Here is a 16,662-nt window from a genome sequence, read left to right as displayed (position 1 = left end):
CTGATCGTTGATTGATTTAAGACTTTTGGCTCGCGTTAAGCCGTATTCAATCACATGGTTTAATCACATCGTTCAATCAAATCGTTGCCGTTAAGGTAAAATTTCGATTGGAGTGCCTTCTTTTACCAAGGTTAAAAACTCATCCATCTCAGCGTTCGTTAACGCAATACACCCGTTCGTCCAATCAAAACTTTGCATATATCGGCTTGAACGCCATTCACCATTCTTTTGCCCATGAATTTTGATGTCTCCACCAGGATTAAGACTCAGTCTGTTTGCCATCGCCTGATCGTTTTGATTTGGATAGTCGATATGAATCGATCGGTAAAACTGGGAGTTTTCCATAATATGGCCAAGCGTATACATTCCTTCCGGTGTGCGTTGATCACCTTCTTTTAGCTTGTGACCGATGGGTTGTTTACCCAATGCAATGCGAAATTCACGAATAACGGTATTATTTGCAAACAGGTAGAGACGACGTTTGGATTTATCCACGGTGACTTTATCAATGGCTAATTCACCTTTATTGATGCGCTCTACCGCGACAATTCTTGCCATAAAATCACTGGGAAGGATCGGCTCAAGTGTTGCAAAAGCGGGGGATGATAGAGTAAACAAACACAAAATAATCCAGCGGTTCATGGAGAGCTTTGATTCCTAATAGACGTTGAGTAATGCCAAGCAAATGAGTCTTTGATCATTTTTGCTGATTAAAATCGCGGATAACGTCGTTACCCTTATTTTTCATAATTAGAATAACGAATTAACGGCAATCTAAGCGTAGTCTTAAGCGATTTTTCTTACAAAAATTTTTGATGATTGACTGACCTTGATTGGTATAAAAAGTAATGAGTAAATGGGCTTCTATTTTAACATACCTATCCCCGAGACTGCTTACTGATTTTTCGTGCTTCAGGTTGATTCAGCCCCGCATGGAGTAAAGCCACGGTTATTTGGCAAAGTAATCTGTGCCAAATAACCGTGCAATGTAAATTATAGAATTGACAATAAAGACGAAAATATTAGTTAATAATCATAAGCATGCTAATTATAGCACTTGAACTGCGAGCTAGTTCAAACGTCCCCCTTAATTCGATGTTATTGCCTGGCGTGACCTGCTAAATTTGTTTCGCGAATTTACAATTCAAGCACAAAGTAAGGTCCTCATGTTTGCGCGCGCACTATTAAAAAATATTATGTCAGCGAGAAATCATCGTTTTCTGGCTCACTCGCTATTTGAATATATTGAAGAACTGCTTGCGCCCGAATCGGCGTGTATTGTCTCTGAACCTCATTCCAGCATTCCGCCAATTAGTCTCTATGAGAAGGGCACCCCTACGTCACTAAGCGTCTATCCTGATACGTTTTGGTCCTGGGTATCGCAATTTGAAACGGCGGACAGTTTTATCCCATTGGCGATGGCAACATGTCATTGGGAAAGTCATAACGAAGTCAAAAACAATACCTTCATCTTTATGATCGACAATTATTCAGAAGCGCGCACGTACCTGATTGTTGAGCATTTAGATCCGGAGAAACTGCAACAAGCAAGCTTAGACAATGCACTCGATTTACTTCAAGTCATTGCCTCGCGTTGGCAATGTGTTCGTGCTGAATTGGAAGCGGCAGGCGAATATAAGCAACGAGATATCAAAGAAGCGAAATATTTGGATGTTATCCATCAACGCGAAAAATTCATCGAAGACATGAAGTTAGTACAGCGTCTTTCCGTCGAGATCTCGAATCCGGAGACCATTGATGAGTTGCATCGATTGGCGGTGGAGGCCATTCGAGAACGGCTTGGGTTTGATCGCGCCGCATTAATGCTATTGGATATTAAAAAGCGTTGTTTTAGCGGTACTTATGGCACAAATGAGTGCGGTAAAACAGTCGATGTCCATCATACGCAATATGATCTTCACCAGCTCGAAGAGGCGTATATTAACGCCTTGTTTGAGGGTAAAGAAGGGTTAGTCATATTAGAGGACGCGCCGCTTTATAATGATGGTACGGTGATTGGCCAAGGCTGGAATGGCATGCTAATCCTACGAGACGGTGATGAAATTATTGGCTGGATTGCCATGGATAACTATATTAACCGCTCTCCAATTACATCCTATCAAAAGCAAATGTTGGAGTCTTTTGGCTCACTCCTCGCACAAATTTATATTCGAAAACGTCAAGAGCAAAACATTCGCATGCTTCATGCCAGCATGGTGGAACTGTCACGTTGTATGACGGTGCATGATGTGTGTAAATCGGCGGTTAGTTTTGGGATCAATCGTTTGGGTATCGACCGTTTAGCGGTGTTTTTAACCGATAACGATTGTTCATACATGCAAGGTACGTGGGGAACCGATATTCAGGGCAATGTGGTTGATGAGTCTTACTACCGTTCTGAACTGGTTGACCGCTCGATTGTAAGCAGTGCGCGTTCCAATCCTAATGAAGTCGTTTTTGAAGAATCGGTGCCGATCTATCACGATTATCATATTGTTGGTTTTGGTTGGACGGCGATGACGATGCTGACCAGCAGCCGTGGTGAATCGGTTGCTTTTATTGCCGCTGATAACCTTATTCGTCGTAAACCGCTTACGCACCAGCAGCGCGAAATGATCCGAATGTTTGCTTCTAACCTGACCGAAGTGCTGTTAAGAACTCGCGCTCAAGAAGCGGTGCATGTTCTCAACGAAACGCTTGAGCAAGAAGTCAAAGAGCGAACAAAAGAACTGGAAGATGCGAATCAAAAACTTGAATTGATGTCGAAAATGGATCCACTGACACGTCTTGGTAACCGTCGCATGCTGGAATCATTACTGGAAGAAATTGGCGTTGATGGTAAAGGTTGTGGGGCGTCTTATGGCTTGATATTGGTTGATATTGACCATTTTGGTTTATACAACAATTACTATGGTCATATGCAAGGGGATATCGCGTTGATGCGTGTGGGCAGTATTTTGCAATACCATGCCGCATTGGCACAAGAAGTGTTCTGCAGAATCGGCGGTGAAGAGTTTGCCTTGCTGGTGGTCAATCATAATGAGCAACAAGTGATTGATTTATCGGAGCGAATTCGAGCCAGTATCGAGAGTGAAGCCATTGCTCATGCGGACAATGAAGATCGTGGTGTCGTCACGGTTTCTGTTGGTTACACTGTCACTCCTGCCAGCGACAGTGTCTTTAATTTTGATGTGTTGTATAACCAAGCCGATAAAGCGTTATATAAAGCAAAAGCGAGTGGCCGGAATACGATTCGTGGTTACTTACCCGCTTTAGATAAAGCCAATAATGAAAAAACAGCCTAAGGGCTGTTTTTAAGGATTAATAGAGAAGATATCATTCGGCGCGAACCCTTCGCGTCTGAGCGCTAAAATTGCTTCTTCTCGGCTTTCTGCCGATACAACGAACTCCGCCATTTTAACGCCATCAAAATATATAATTCGGTATTGATGGCTTAAATACTCTTTTTTAACTGCAGACATCGTGCTCCTCACTGTACTGCCGCCAATGATAGCGATCTTAAGCATAGATGGCTAGTGTGCTGAGTGCCAAAATTATACCGCTCTGACCATTGAGGCAAGAGCGGTACGGCATTTACGCTCTCATTTGATTAAAGCTTAGGCAATTCTACATTTGCTTGCGCTTTGATGAGGCGAGATTGACTCAGTTTCTTAATTAGCGTGAGCAACTGGCGGTTATCCCATTTCGTTTGCTCGTGACTGTACAAATGTCGATTCATTGCTGCGACTTCAGCTTGGATTTGTTCAATAAGTGCCGAATCTTTGCCATTTTGTTCAATAAGCCAGCGTGGCACCAAATGTTGTATTTTCGCTGAATCAGACTGACTGACGGCGCTAATAAGCATTTTGGTTAAATCTGACGTTTCTGTATGAGCGACGGTTTTGTTTTGGTCGGCTTTTCGAGCCCCAGCTTTCAAATGCCACGCTAATGTGCTGATCCAGAGCAGAGCGAAGAGGGCGGTTAAATACGGCCAATAGCCGCTTTGGTACACGACCGCTGGTTTTGATGGTTCAACCGGGACTGCAATCGGCGTATTTGAAACGTCCACCGGTTTTATCTCTATTGCCAACCCTTGTAGCGCGCTGAGTTCTTTTTGGTCTTTTTGCGTATTCCACCATGTTAAGTCGATAGCAGGCAGCTCGACTTTTCCTACTTGCTGAGCAATGAGCACTTGTTTGAGTGTCATTAAGTATTGCCCGTTTGGTTGTTGGCGGTATTGGGGCTTTTCAGCATATTGGCGCAGTGCGCTTGGGTATTGTGTTTCGAGCCGAGGAAAGTGTTCCGGCGTTAAGCCGTCGATTTCAAGCGTAATTTCTCTTGTGAGCGCATCCCCTACGTTCAATGTTGGTGTTGTCTGGGTTAGGGCATCAGGCACTAATGGCTCGCCATCCGCGGTTAACCAGCGTTGCTGCAACGTCACCTGTTTGCTTGGAATCCAAGGGGTCGTCATGGTGGCAGGCTTTTCTTTTACTTCAATCGCAAATTGCTCAGGAATGAGCTCTATCGGAATGAGTTTCGTGGTGCCAGTGCGAGAGTTACCATGCACAACCGTTGCACTAAAACCAAGACTGTTGAGTGTGTAATGACCGCTTTGTTCAGCGGTAACCGTAAAGACTTGGTCGATTATCGTGACATCCACGCCATTAATGACACGGTTGTATTGGTTTGCTTTTCCTTTCTCACTCACCGTGATGCCCAGTTGATTGGATTGTGCGCTGGGTGCAAAAAAGTTTGGGTTTTGCAATCGGCGAACGTCGGCTTTGATGATCAAGCGGGTTTTGAGCTCAGCGCTTTCGTAAGGGTATAGCGTGGTTCTTGAGAGCGTACTTTCGATTTCAGCGAGGTCTTTTTGATCGGGTAGATTTGTATCGGCAGATACGGTGATGGTGATCGCTTGAGACTGACTGCCATTCACTTCAAATGAAGGGATTACAAGTTGGCCAGTCGTGCGCGCTTTTAGAGCAAGCGTCCACTCACTGGTGCTGCTTCGTTTACCGTTGGTAAAGTTGAGTGCACTGGCAAAACTCGGCTGACCGAGGAAAAAGTCTTTTTCCAGCACCGTAAAATCGATTTCATCTGAGTCTACCTTTTCATCAAGGATGACTCGCAGTTGAAAGACTTCAGCTTGTGTCACCTGATTGCTGTTCACCACGGCCCATAAGTTCGAGGCATGGGCGGATTGGCTGAAAGACAAGTAGCCGAGGCAGATAACGCAGAAGGTGATGAGAGCACGATGTTTGAATTTTACCATTGTTTATTCGACTCTGTTGGTGAGGGTTTTTGTTGTGCTTGTAGCAATAGCTGGGCACGGATGAGCTGGCTTGGATCTCTGGCCGATTCAACGTGTTCTAACTTACGAAAAGCAGGATCGTCGCGATTCGATTCTGTGGATGACGTTGATGAGGACGTCGTTTGAGCCTCATTTGAATCATCGTGTGATTCTTTCGATGGCATCGCTTGCTCAACGGATTCGCCATCTTTGTCGTCTTTGTTTTCGACGGCGTCATTATCGGCATAGCGCATAGCGCTGGCCTCCTTTTTGGGCATATCTTCAGCCGTTTTGTTGCTGGTTTCCGCCGTGGAACTCGATGGTGAATCCGACGGGGGATTGTCTTGCCCATCGTTGTTTTGAGTTTTATTCTCGGCTTGCTGAGACTGCTGAGACTGCTGAGACTGCTGAGACTGCTGAGACTGCTGAGACTGCTGAGACTGCTGAGACTGCTGAGACTGCTGATTATTGTCGCTATTTTGTTGTTGTTGTTGTTGTTGTTGTTGTTGTTGTTGTTGTTGTTGTTGTTGTTGTTGTTGTGCGCGTCGAACGATCTCTAAATTACGCTGGGCATCAGTATTACCCGGATCTTCATCTAACACCTTTTGATATTGTGCGATAGCCTCATCGTATTGCGCGGATTGGGCATAGGCATTCGCAAGGTTATACTGGCTGCCCATGTCTTTGAGGCCCTCAAAGGTTTTGATGGCACTGTCGAAATCGCCCGCCTGATATTGGGCGATCCCTTTCCAGCGTCGGTCGTTAAATTGTGAGGCTGCGTGTTGATACTCTTCTTGTTCGTACTGCTGATAGGCTTGCTGATCCGCGGTGAAAAATGGATTCGCTTGAGCGGGTGCAGAAGGCATCACCATTGGCAGGCTGATCAGTAAAGCCAATAAACCGCCACGGCGGAACATCAGTAACGTGGGGATGACGAGCAACAGTGTCAGCCAGTAGCCGCCATTTAAATGATCGCTGAGGCGATTTGAATCCGCCGACTTTTCGGTTTGATTGAGATTGTTAGTGAATGCAGCAATGGCTTGAATGTCACTATTATTGGGTTGGATGGCAGAAAATATACCGCCGCCGAGACGAGCGACGTCAGCCATCAAGTCAAAGTTGGTTTTCGCTATCACGGTTTTGCCTGTTGCGCTGGTTAGCCATTGGCCATCGGGTAACTGGATAGGCGCCCCCGCAGCGGTACCAACACCGAGTAACGTTAGACGCCATGGTGAGTCTTCGGTTAATGCAATAATGCCGTTCATTTCTGTTTCATCGATATCGTCGCTAAAGACGATAATATCCCCTTGATTAAGGCCTGCATTGCGCAGTGTTTCAATGGCGACGTTAACACCTGAAATCGCATTTGCCCCTTGAAAGGGCATGATCGCGGGCGAAAGGTGGGGGATCAGTGACACTAGGGTATTGGTATCGCGTGTTAGCGGACTGACTAAATAAGCATCGCCAGAGTACACGACCAAACCGGTCGACCCTTCTTGCCATTGTTTGAGTAGATCCATAGCCTTATAGCGTAATTGGCTAAGCCGATTAGGTTGAATGTCATTGGCATACATCGATAACGACATATCAAGCACCAGAACGCGCGCATTTGAGCTCGTGAAGGTGGGCTTTTCGACTTGCTGCCAGCTCGGTCCGGCTAATGCGACGAAAGCGACCATCCCAAACAATGCAATGCATGTGCACTTTAGTGTGGAAGCCTGTTTTGCCTGAATACCCAGAGCTTTAACCAGGTGAGGGGCAATAAGGCTTTGTGTATGTTGACGTTTGTACAGCCAAAGGCTCATCGCCACCCATGGCAGAATGCCAATAAGCCACATAGGATATAGAAAGAGAAAATTAGACATGATTTCTTCTTATTATCAGTAATAGCGCCATTAGCACCGTGGCCAATGCGAGCGGAAAGCGAAACCATTCTTCTTGCGGACGCCATGTCTGAGTCGCTTCGCTGATGGGTTCAAGCTTGTCGATCTCTTGATAGATTTTCTCAAGATCGTCTTGGCTTCGCGCGCGGAAATATTGGCCATTGGTGAGTTTAGCAATCTCTTGTAAGCTCACTTCGTCGAGATCTTGGGCGGTGTTGACTGTGCGAGTCATGAAAAATTGACGAACGTTCATTTCTCCAGCGCCCACGCCGACCGTATAAATCGTCACGCCGTATTGTTTGGCTATCTTGGCCGCTTCGATAGGATCAAGCACGCCAGACGTATTGCTGCCGTCGCTCAATAGGATGATGACACGTTGTTGCGCTTGGCTGTCTAAAAAGTTTTTTGTCGCCAGACCAATGCCTTCGCCGATGGCCGTACTTGAGCCAATTAATCCCAAAGTGGCCTGATTCAATTGGCTGGAGAGGGCGGTGCGGTCTAATGTCAAAGGCGTTTGTAAATAGGCATGGTCGGCAAAAAAGATTAACCCTAAACGGTCCCCTTGGCGTTGTTCAATAAAGCCACTTAATACTTGTTTAACCGCGGTCAATCGGTCGTAATAATCGCCTTGTTTGAGCATATCTTCTTGGCCCATCGATCCCGAGAGATCAACCACCAACATCATATCGCGATGTTTAAGCTGATTCATAACGGGAGCCCCATACCAAACGGGACGGGCGACTGCGAGCACAAGTGCTAGCCAAACGGCGCTAATCAGTATCTTTGCTATCCATTGCTTTGGCGCATTCTGTATGGCTTGATTGGGTAAATACGGCAAGAACAGAGGGGTTGCCGATTTTACACGAGGTGCGAAAAAGTACACCAAGAGGGGTAAAGGCAATACAAACAGCGCTGGCCACCAGACAAACTCAAAACTTGCCAACTTAACCTCTCTTTTTCTTCGGCGGTAGGGCTTGCTCAACCCATTGGTAACAATGTTCTACCAGTTCATCATTATTCTCAGACGGTTGTTTGGCATACAACACGTTTTGCCAACGTTCAAAATTGACATCAAACAGTGGAGTGGCCAGTTGGGCATCTAAAAACAAATACCACTCACGTCCGGTCAGTTGTGCAATTTGCTCGCGAGGATAGTAACAAAGAGCGACTTGACGCACTAATTCAAAGGCCGCCGCTGGTTTTTCACGGCGTATTAAAAGCAATGCTGCTTTCTTGGGCGCAAGGCGTTTTTTCTTCCAGCGGAAAAATAGCCCGCAAGCGATTAACACCAGAATAATGGCGGCGGCGGTTGCCCACCATCCCCAAGCGAGTGGAAACCAAGACGGCGCATCAGGCAAGTGTAACTCGGCCAATGGTAAAAGTGAGTCATTTGTAGAACTGGTCATACATTCATCCAGATAGTTGCTGTAACAGTGGTTGTTCACTGGTTAAGGCGCTAAAACTCATCCCTGTTTTGTGTGTGAACGTTTTTAAGCTTTGTTGCTTGTGAGAAAAAGCCAACGCAAGTTGTTGGCGGTTTTGACGAGAAGAAAAATCGAGCCATTGGGTTTGCTTTCGGTCGGTGACCTGTTCCACGCCTCTGAATTGGGTTTGGCCAAATTCAAGCGGGTCGGAAATGTGTATCATGCGTACTCGATTATGTTGTGAGAGTCGAGTGAGCCATAATTCATCGGAAGCGGTGAGGCGGACGAAGTCGCTCATCAAGATGATTTCAGCGCCTTTGGGCGCTAAACGATGCACGGCCTGTAGGCCCGTGGTCATGCTTGAAATTGCAGCGTCCGCTGGTTTTTTTAGTTGTTCATTGTGCCGCTCAATCAACTGCTGCGACAGTGCAAGAGGTCCGCTATGACGGCTCGTGGGTTTCAGTTCAATCAGGCGAGAGCCCGTGTCGATCACGGCACCAATACGGTCTTTTTGAGCAACCGTGAGCCAAGCGATCAGGCTGGCCATGTGCGCCATCAATACGGATTTGAGCATGAACGTCGAACCAAACAGCATGCTTTGGCTCAAATCTAGATACAAAATAACGGGTTTCTCACGTTCTTCTGAAAATAATTTGGTATGCGCTTTGCCCGTTCGAGCCGTGACCCGCCAATCAATCGCACGGATATCATCGCCGGCTTGATATTGACGAACCTCAGAAAAATCCATGCCACGACCAAGCTGGCGGCTTTGATGCTGTCCTAGCCATTGGGACCAAAGGTTTTTCGCAGGCGGCAACCACTTGACGGTTTGCTGTTTAAAAAACAGCAACTCATCGAGAGAGAGGTTAACCCCATCTGATGGCGGAGAAAGTCGATGCGTCTTCATGACAACTACGCACTGCCCACAAGAGAAAGTAAACGTTCAATCACTTGATTGGCCGTGGTGCCTTCTGCTTGTGCTTGGTAGCTTAAGAGTAAACGGTGTCGTAATACCGGATAGACCATGGCTTGAACATCTTCTGGAGACACAAAATCGCGGCCAGCAAGCCAAGCATGTGCACGTGCACAGCGATCCAATGCGATGGTTGCGCGTGGGCTGACCCCCATTTCGATCCAGTCGGCTAGCTGACTGTCATATTGCTCAGGTTGGCGAGTCGCCATGATCAAGCGAATAATATATTGCTCAACCCCATCGGCCATATGGATGTTTAAGACTTCTTGGCGAGCTTGGAATATTTGTGCCTGACTTAATAATGGTGGTGTGATGGCTTGTTCGCCCTTTGCTTCACCACGATTGAGACGCAAGATCGCAAGTTCACTTTCAGCATCCGGGTAATCAACATTAAGATGCAGCAGGAAGCGATCCAGTTGCGCCTCTGGCAACGGGTAGGTGCCTTCTTGTTCAATCGGGTTTTGAGTCGCCATCACCAAAAATAGCTCAGGCAATGGGTAAGTCTTTCTACCCGCCGTAATTTGTTTTTCTGCCATTGCTTCAAGCATGGCAGCTTGAACTTTAGCTGGCGCGCGGTTGATTTCGTCGGCCAAAATCAACGAATTGAAAATAGGCCCAGCTTGGAAGGTGAAGTCGCCGGTTTCTGGTCGGAAAATATCGGTACCCGTTAAGTCTGCTGGGAGCAAATCTGGGGTGAATTGAACGCGGTGAAAATCGCCTTCAATACAATCTGCGAGCGATTTTACGGCGCGAGTTTTTGCTAAACCTGGAGGCCCTTCCACTAAAATATGGCCATCAGCGAGTAATGCGACTAATAATTGTTTGACCAGTTCAGTTTGGCCAACGATTTGGCTTTCGAGATAATGTCGCAACTGGTTTAACGCTTGTGATGTCATTTAATGGCTCTCCTTATTCTCACTCTGGCGCGTGAGTGAACGTCAGATCATAACGCTAGAAATCATGATTATTTATGTGCGTAATTCTAATGCTTGTTGTGGATTACATGATTCAGCAATAGAAAGCGTCGATTATAGAGATGTTTGATATCATAATCAGTGAGTTAAGCAAAATATTATCAGTAAAACCTTAGTTTACTCACAATAATTGACATGATTAGCTGCGGTTTAGTCTGCCATTTTTCAGCAGGTGGCTTCAAGTGGGGAAACGTATCCTATTCACTGGCGTGTGACTTTGGGTTCAACTGACAGTAGGGCTTGGACCGATAGGGGCTGACTCAGTGAGCACTCTGTGGTGTTTAAGGTGCTACAGGCAGAAAGCGCTGTGAGAATAGCGCTCCTCACTTCGTGGTAGTTTACCCTAGAATAACCCTACTTAAATGGGTAAACTAATCCCAGTTTTGTTTATTAGGTAAGTTAAAGTCAATGAGTGATTTTGAGAAAGAACTAGCGCAGATGTCGCAAGAAATGGGCAACGAGCCAGAAGTGGCATTGCCGACAATGGAAGAGCAAAAAACGATTGCCGCTGAACTTAAGCGCCTTGAAGAAGCGGGTGAGTTGACCCCTGAAGTACTAGAGCAATATTTCGGTCAGTTTTACACAAAATCGGATGCGCCTGTTCATTAATCGTTATTTTAAATAATGTCGCGTCATCCAAAGAGGGTGGAATAAAAGCATGAGTCATCAGAGCCTTTATTCCACCCTCTTTTTTTGGTCACAGGCATGGCGATAAGATGTTCTTTCCGTCCAGCGAGATAACGCATTTGGTTAATGCTAAGCCATGTTTAAGGCGCAGTTTAACGAGGCATTAAAGCTAATGATGAACGCGTTAAGGACAGAGCTTACCTTGTTTAGCCACGCTATCGATCATGTAGTCATTACGGATGTTTCGATAAACAATCGCATGCCAAATTTCGCCGTTTTCTAATTCAATCTCAATCGCGTAATTGGTGCCATTGACCACTTGGGTACGGACCTCGTTGACCGATTTTAATGCGGAACTGGTGTTCATTCTATCCATCAAGGTCTTAACGGCCTGATCCACTTCTGGCGTCATCTCCGCCACTTGCCAACCTCCAGGCATCGCCTTATTTTGACACATAGGGGATACCGGTTTGTCTGGCTGTTGAGCAGCACAACCGGTAATGGCTAATGTACTTAAAGCCGCGACAACGATAATTTTCTTCATCTTGATCTCCTGACATTCTGGCGTTTGCTTGCCTTGAAAGTGTGTGACTCTATTCGTTATATTTGAGCAGAGTATGCGCCATTGTCAAAAATATCGTTGTGACTTTGGTCAGTTTGATGTCAAATCTATGTCGACGGTTGCGTATTCATTTAAGAGTCTAAACGGTTGATTGATGTTTATCCGGTAGAGACAATATCGTCACATTGTTCGATACGAGAGCACAGGGAGTGTTATGGTGCGATACATAGTAAGAACAACGATCTTTGCGGTACTGAGCCTAGGGTTACTGGGATGTGGCAGCCAGTTTTTGTACAGCAATTTAGATTGGCTAGCGATTCGTTATATTGAAGAATTTGTTGATCTTAACGATGATCAACAAGAGAAGATTAGCGCTGCGTTTGATCAAGCCAGTGATTGGCACCGCCGGGAAGAAATGCCTCTTTATCTCTCAGAGCTTGATCAACTGCTCATGATCGATCCGCATGCGTTTGATGCTTCCCAATGGGGGCAATATCAAAATGCGATTCAGGGGTATTCAACGCGCTTGCTGGATGTCTTTTTTCCTGTCGTGATTTCCGTCGCGACCACCATGAGTGATCAACAAGTAGAGCAATTCATGAATGCTCTACGAGTTCGCCATGTTGCATTTAAAAATCAAATTAAAAATCGAACCAACCAAGAGTTTGTGGAACAGTACCAACAGCGTATTGGTGAAAATGTGACGACATGGCTTGGCTCTATCTCTCCAGAACAACAGGCGTTGGTTGATGCGTGGGCGAACGATTTGAAGGTGACAGGGCCGCTTTGGAGTGAATTTCAAACACAGTTGCGAGTCGAGTTATTGCAAGCGCTTTCTGTGCGTGATGATCCGAACGCATTGGCGACATCATTGCGTCCGATACTGTATGAACCACAGCAGTTTTACTCAGCAGAATTGCGAAAAACGATCGACTATAACAGTCACGTTGGTCGATCTTACGCGATCGAGATTATTAATTTGATGACGGAAAAGCAAACGCACTATTTTCGGGATGAAGTGGCTTATTGGCGCGATGTAATTGCCGATCTTTCCCTTTGAACACGACTAAAGTGGCCTATTTTTATTTACCGGGAATGGGTAGAGTGACCTAATTGAGGTAGGAAAAGGGAAGGAAAATAACATGGATGAATGGATGTTATTTTTTGCCGGTGTGATGGGCGGCGTGATTAATAGTATTGCGGGTGGCGGGAGCTTAATTACGTTCCCAGCGCTGATGTTAACCGGCATTCCTGCCATTAGTGCCAATGCAACAAACACGTTTGCTTCCAGTGCGGGTTATTTGGCTGGGGCGTATGGCTTTCGCCACGATTTTGCTCATCAGCCTAAGGTGGTGTCCGCCACTATTTTGTTTAGCGTTCTTGGTGGTGCGATAGGGGCTGCGTTACTGCTTTCTATTTCCGAACAATTATTTTCTCAGGCTATTCCTTGGCTATTGCTATTTGCGACGTTGTTATTTGTGTTCGGCGAGCGCATTAGCGCATGGCTGCAAGGAAAACACAGTGTTCAATGGTTGCTTCCACTGTTACTCATCTCGGTGAGCGCGTATGGCGGTTTTTTTAATGCTGGGCTAGGTTTGGTTGTGTTGAGTTATTTAGTGCTTGCAGGCTATCAGGACATTAATCAAATGAATGGCCTAAAGCTGGTGGTCTCCAGTTGTGTATCGCTGAGTGCAATTGCCGTATTTTGGTATCAAGGAGCCATAGCGTGGCTGCCGGGCGCGGTGGTGTTGATGGGGAGCCTGTTAGGCGGGTATGTGGCGGCAAGAGTCTCGCGGAAGATTAAAGCGCAATACATCAAAAACTTCGTCATCTTATCGAGCGCAGTGATGACACTGTACTTTTTTATTGATATCTATCTCCGTCCTACTTGAAATTGCAGTGGTGTTGACTGGCACTGTCAAACTTCATCATATAGCGCATCTATACTCAGAGGCTTTTCGACAGTCTTTTGATTCGTCTGTTTGCATGGGGTGATTTTGTTTAAATAAGCAGCGTTTAAATCTGAGATCTGGTAGATGTTTTTTTCTTGAAATTGTGTGGATAATAATCATGCACACAGTGGATTGAGTGCTGAAGCTTGCAACTAAACTGCTTTATGTTTTGTTCGTGCTTTTTCGATATTGGTTAAGATAGAGGAGGAGTTATGGATAGAAAATTAGGTCAAGTTATGACAAACAGTCGCATGATTACTTTCATCGCTTTTCTTGCGGCTATATTTGCCTGGTTTTTACATATGAACGCGCTGTTCTTTGTGTCAGTGTTCGCTCTATTTTTTGGGGCTTGCTTGTTCATCAAAGACCGCTTCTTCCCGGTTAAAGTTATTCACGCACCAAACCGAGAAAAGAGCGCGTAGTTCGCTTTAAGTGGTTATCAGCCGATGCATAAACGACGTCGGCTGATTTATATTGCCTTTCCGATTCCATCACCGTTTTCATTCCTATTCCCTTTTTTCTTTCTATACGTTTAACGGCGTTGACTTGACGTACCTGCTCGTTTCCTATTATTGGAATAGCCGCTCGAATGACCATCTTGATAAAAGGAGAGGGGCAGAAGTTTGCGCCAGAGAAATCGCTTAGAGCGAGGAACAGATGTCCGTTAATTCGTGATTCTAACCCCAGAGGCTTTGTTCGCTTGCCGCCTACGGGCATCTTCAGTTGTTTGGGTGTAATTAAACGACGCTTTCAAAAAAGAGCAATGACGTTATTAGCGCTGATCATTGGCGATAGTCACTAGCAGGAATGGCTCAATACGAAAAAACCGGTACTTTCAAGAAAAGTACCGGTTTTGTTTAGCGTCTGAGTGACGATGTCGTCACATCCAGTGTCTCTGTCGAATCAATTACGCTTGAATTAATGTCGCTGCTTGTTTCATCGCTTCTTTCGTTGAGCATTCAACGACTTTCGCGTTGGCAAAGCGGTGAGCATCTTTCACTTGAATATCGTGTGCTAGGATAACCAGTTTCGCATTTGCTACGTCTAGGTCAGTGATGCGGTTTTGAATGCCGTTTTGACCTTGAGTTTCAACTTTGATCTTGATGCCAGCAGCTAAGCCCGCTTTTTCTAGTGCTTTCGCTGCCATGAAAGTGTGTGCAACACCAGATGGGCAACAAGTTACTGCTACTACGTCGTACTCGCCTTCGCCTGCTACTGGAGCCGCTGCTTGAACAGGTGCAACTTCTTCTTCAGCTTCTTCTTCAGCGACTGGTTTCCAGAAGCCAACGATAAGAGCCGTTGTTAGAGAGCCTAGTGCAATACCAACTACGTACATAGGGATGTTGCTTGATACAGGCGCTGTGATTAGACCGCCCCAAGGTGCGTGAAGTAGTGTGTCAGTTAGGAAGCCGAATACACAACCAACGATACCACCGGCAACGATTGACGGAAGAACGCGCATTGGGTCGTTTGCTGCGAATGGGATAGCACCTTCAGAGATACCGATTGAACCCATGATTGCCGCTGCTTTACCTGCTTCTTGTTCTTGCTTAGAGAATTTCTTCTTGAATAGGAATGTTGCTAGAGCCATACCTAGTGGTGGAGTACAGATTGCAATACCAACACCACCCATCAACCACGGTTGAGTATCAACTTGAGTTTGAGCAAATAGTGTCGCTACTTTGTTGATTGGACCGCCCATATCGAACGCAGTCATACCACCAAGAATGGTACCTAGAACGATTTTAGATGCGCCAGCCATAGAAGCTAGGAATTCGTTCATTGAAGCCATGAAGAACTTGATTGGCTCACCAATACCCCAAAGAACGATACCAGCAGAGACTAGCGTACCGATAAGAGGGTAGATGAAGTAAGCGCCAAGTGCTGTCATGTTCGTTGATAGAGGGATTTTCTTAAGTTGGAAAACCACACCACCCGCAATGAAACCCGCTACGATACAGCCTAGGAAGCCGCCGCCCATATCAGCCATGATGCCAGAAGCGATCATTGCTGGAGCAAGAGCTGGTTTGTCAGCGATTGAGTAACCGATGAAACCACCAAGGATGATTGGGAATAGAACTAAGCCTTTGATACCGATATTTGAAATATCAGCCAAAATGCCTGTTGCTGGAACGGCACCTTTACCTGACGCCATTACTGCTAGAGCTAATAAAACACCACCCGCTACGATAAAAGGTAACATGTGAGAGGTACCAAAAAGTAGGTGACCTTTTAATGTGCTGAGTGTCTTTTTAAAATCACTGTTGCTGGTATTTTGAGCTGTTAGGGTACTCATAAATAATCCACCTTATGAATTGATTAAAATATTCAGAATTTCGTTTTGATCTTTCGCGTTATTAATATCTTGGATAAATTCATCACTGAATTTTCCAAATAGTTCTTGTAGTACATAAATATGATGGTCAGCACCGTTATCAGGTGAAGCAATCATAAAAAACACGGTTGGTTTAATGCCGTCTTCATCACCGTACTCAATGCCTTCTGCCTTTACGCCAACCGCTATCGCAGGTTCAACCACCGCTTTACTTTTTGCGTGTGGGTAAGCAATGCCATCGGTAGAGGTAACGCTGACTGATTCACGAGTCTCGATATCTTGCAAAAATGATTCTTTATTACTAATTCGATTTTCATCAAATAGCATTTTAGCCAACTCTTCGAACACTTCTTTTTTATTATTAGCTTGAAGTTCGTGTTTAATTAATTTGACGTTTGTTAGTGTAGTAATCATGTTTAACTCGGGTGTTTAGTTGATGTGGTAAAATTAATCCAAGTGGGCACTTTGTGAAATAGCAAAAAAAATCCATCCACTGTAGATTTGTATCAAGCAAATCTAAGTGTGATAGAAGTCATTATTATTGTGCTAGAAACGACGAGCGTGTTTTGTGGTGATGTCAGTGTGTCATTGAAGGGTATATCCCCAAACAACGTGAAAATGCAGGTAGGCGACAAGCGAACA

General features: G+C 45.4%; 16 protein-coding genes. 5 read left to right on the top strand and 11 right to left on the bottom strand.

Going from position 1 to position 16,662, the window contains the following annotated elements; genetic code table 11:
- Positions 1–90 precede the first annotated feature (90 nt).
- Positions 91–558: a L,D-transpeptidase family protein gene (locus OJ16_RS14620; protein WP_040992712.1), complete on the bottom strand. Its 468-nt coding sequence runs from the start codon at positions 556–558 to the stop codon at positions 91–93.
- A 608-nt stretch (positions 559–1,166) separates the two neighbouring features.
- Between OJ16_RS14620 and OJ16_RS14615 the strand changes: the two genes are divergently transcribed.
- Positions 1,167–3,305: a sensor domain-containing diguanylate cyclase gene (locus OJ16_RS14615; RefSeq protein ID WP_040991990.1), complete on the top strand. Its 2,139-nt coding sequence runs from the start codon at positions 1,167–1,169 to the stop codon at positions 3,303–3,305.
- Between the two features lie 9 nt (positions 3,306–3,314).
- On the opposite strand, the gene OJ16_RS20135 is transcribed toward OJ16_RS14615, so the two are convergent.
- The 7 genes from OJ16_RS20135 to OJ16_RS14585 form a co-directional block, all read right to left on the bottom strand.
- A complete protein-coding gene (locus OJ16_RS20135) occupies positions 3,315–3,482 on the bottom strand; it encodes a hypothetical protein (protein WP_173425013.1) in 168 nt (55 codons plus the stop codon).
- Between the two features lie 128 nt (positions 3,483–3,610).
- Complete coding sequence (locus OJ16_RS14610; protein WP_040991989.1) at positions 3,611–5,272, bottom strand: BatD family protein; 1,662 nt, start codon at positions 5,270–5,272, stop codon at positions 3,611–3,613.
- Entirely contained in the window at positions 5,266–7,155 is a 1,890-nt protein-coding gene (locus OJ16_RS14605; RefSeq protein WP_040991988.1) for a VWA domain-containing protein, read from the bottom strand. Before OJ16_RS14605 ends, OJ16_RS14610 begins: the two co-directional genes overlap by 7 nt.
- A complete protein-coding gene (locus OJ16_RS14600; RefSeq protein ID WP_040991987.1) occupies positions 7,148–8,116 on the bottom strand; it encodes a vWA domain-containing protein in 969 nt (322 codons plus the stop codon). Before OJ16_RS14600 ends, OJ16_RS14605 begins: the two co-directional genes overlap by 8 nt.
- Position 8,117: 1 nt before the next feature.
- Positions 8,118–8,579, bottom strand: a complete 462-nt coding sequence (locus OJ16_RS14595) for a DUF4381 domain-containing protein (RefSeq protein WP_040991986.1) — start codon at positions 8,577–8,579, stop codon at positions 8,118–8,120.
- A gap of 4 nt (positions 8,580–8,583) precedes the next feature.
- Positions 8,584–9,504, bottom strand: a complete 921-nt coding sequence (locus tag OJ16_RS14590; protein WP_040991985.1) for a DUF58 domain-containing protein — start codon at positions 9,502–9,504, stop codon at positions 8,584–8,586.
- A gap of 5 nt (positions 9,505–9,509) precedes the next feature.
- Positions 9,510–10,466 (bottom strand): AAA family ATPase, encoded by a 957-nt coding sequence (locus OJ16_RS14585; RefSeq protein WP_040991984.1) that lies wholly within the window; start codon positions 10,464–10,466, stop codon positions 9,510–9,512.
- A 486-nt stretch (positions 10,467–10,952) separates the two neighbouring features.
- Here OJ16_RS14585 and OJ16_RS14580 point away from each other — a divergent pair, with 486 nt between their 5' ends.
- Positions 10,953–11,153, top strand: a complete 201-nt coding sequence (locus OJ16_RS14580) for a hypothetical protein (protein WP_040991983.1) — start codon at positions 10,953–10,955, stop codon at positions 11,151–11,153.
- A 202-nt stretch (positions 11,154–11,355) separates the two neighbouring features.
- On the opposite strand, the gene OJ16_RS14575 is transcribed toward OJ16_RS14580, so the two are convergent.
- Complete coding sequence (locus OJ16_RS14575) at positions 11,356–11,715, bottom strand: cystatin domain-containing protein (RefSeq protein ID WP_040991982.1); 360 nt, start codon at positions 11,713–11,715, stop codon at positions 11,356–11,358.
- 232 nt (positions 11,716–11,947) lie between these two features.
- On the opposite strand from OJ16_RS14575, the gene OJ16_RS14570 reads away from it, so the two are divergent.
- The 3 genes from OJ16_RS14570 to OJ16_RS14560 all read left to right on the top strand — a co-directional run bounded on the left by OJ16_RS14570 (position 11,948) and on the right by OJ16_RS14560 (position 14,107).
- Entirely contained in the window at positions 11,948–12,793 is an 846-nt protein-coding gene (locus OJ16_RS14570; protein ID WP_052810340.1) for a DUF6279 family lipoprotein, read from the top strand.
- An 82-nt stretch (positions 12,794–12,875) separates the two neighbouring features.
- The gene (locus OJ16_RS14565) at positions 12,876–13,625 is read left to right on the top strand and encodes a sulfite exporter TauE/SafE family protein (RefSeq protein WP_040991981.1); all 750 of its coding nucleotides are present in this window, start codon (positions 12,876–12,878) and stop codon (positions 13,623–13,625) included.
- A gap of 272 nt (positions 13,626–13,897) precedes the next feature.
- Positions 13,898–14,107: a hypothetical protein gene (locus OJ16_RS14560; RefSeq protein WP_040991980.1), complete on the top strand. Its 210-nt coding sequence runs from the start codon at positions 13,898–13,900 to the stop codon at positions 14,105–14,107.
- Between the two features lie 485 nt (positions 14,108–14,592).
- Here the strand turns inward: OJ16_RS14560 and OJ16_RS14555 are convergent, their stop codons facing one another.
- Together OJ16_RS14555 and OJ16_RS14550 are read right to left on the bottom strand one after the other, a co-directional pair.
- On the bottom strand, positions 14,593–15,981 hold the full coding sequence (locus tag OJ16_RS14555; protein WP_040991979.1) for a fructose-specific PTS transporter subunit EIIC: 1,389 nt from the start codon (positions 15,979–15,981) through the stop codon (positions 14,593–14,595).
- A 12-nt stretch (positions 15,982–15,993) separates the two neighbouring features.
- Entirely contained in the window at positions 15,994–16,434 is a 441-nt protein-coding gene (locus OJ16_RS14550; protein WP_040991978.1) for a PTS sugar transporter subunit IIA, read from the bottom strand.
- Positions 16,435–16,662 lie beyond the last annotated feature (228 nt).

The organism is Vibrio renipiscarius (assembly GCF_000827885.1).
In the GTDB taxonomy this organism is placed as follows: domain Bacteria; phylum Pseudomonadota; class Gammaproteobacteria; order Enterobacterales; family Vibrionaceae; genus Vibrio; species Vibrio renipiscarius.
The sequence above is the reverse complement of the archived record's forward strand: the minus strand, read 5'-3'. Positions and strand labels throughout refer to the sequence as shown.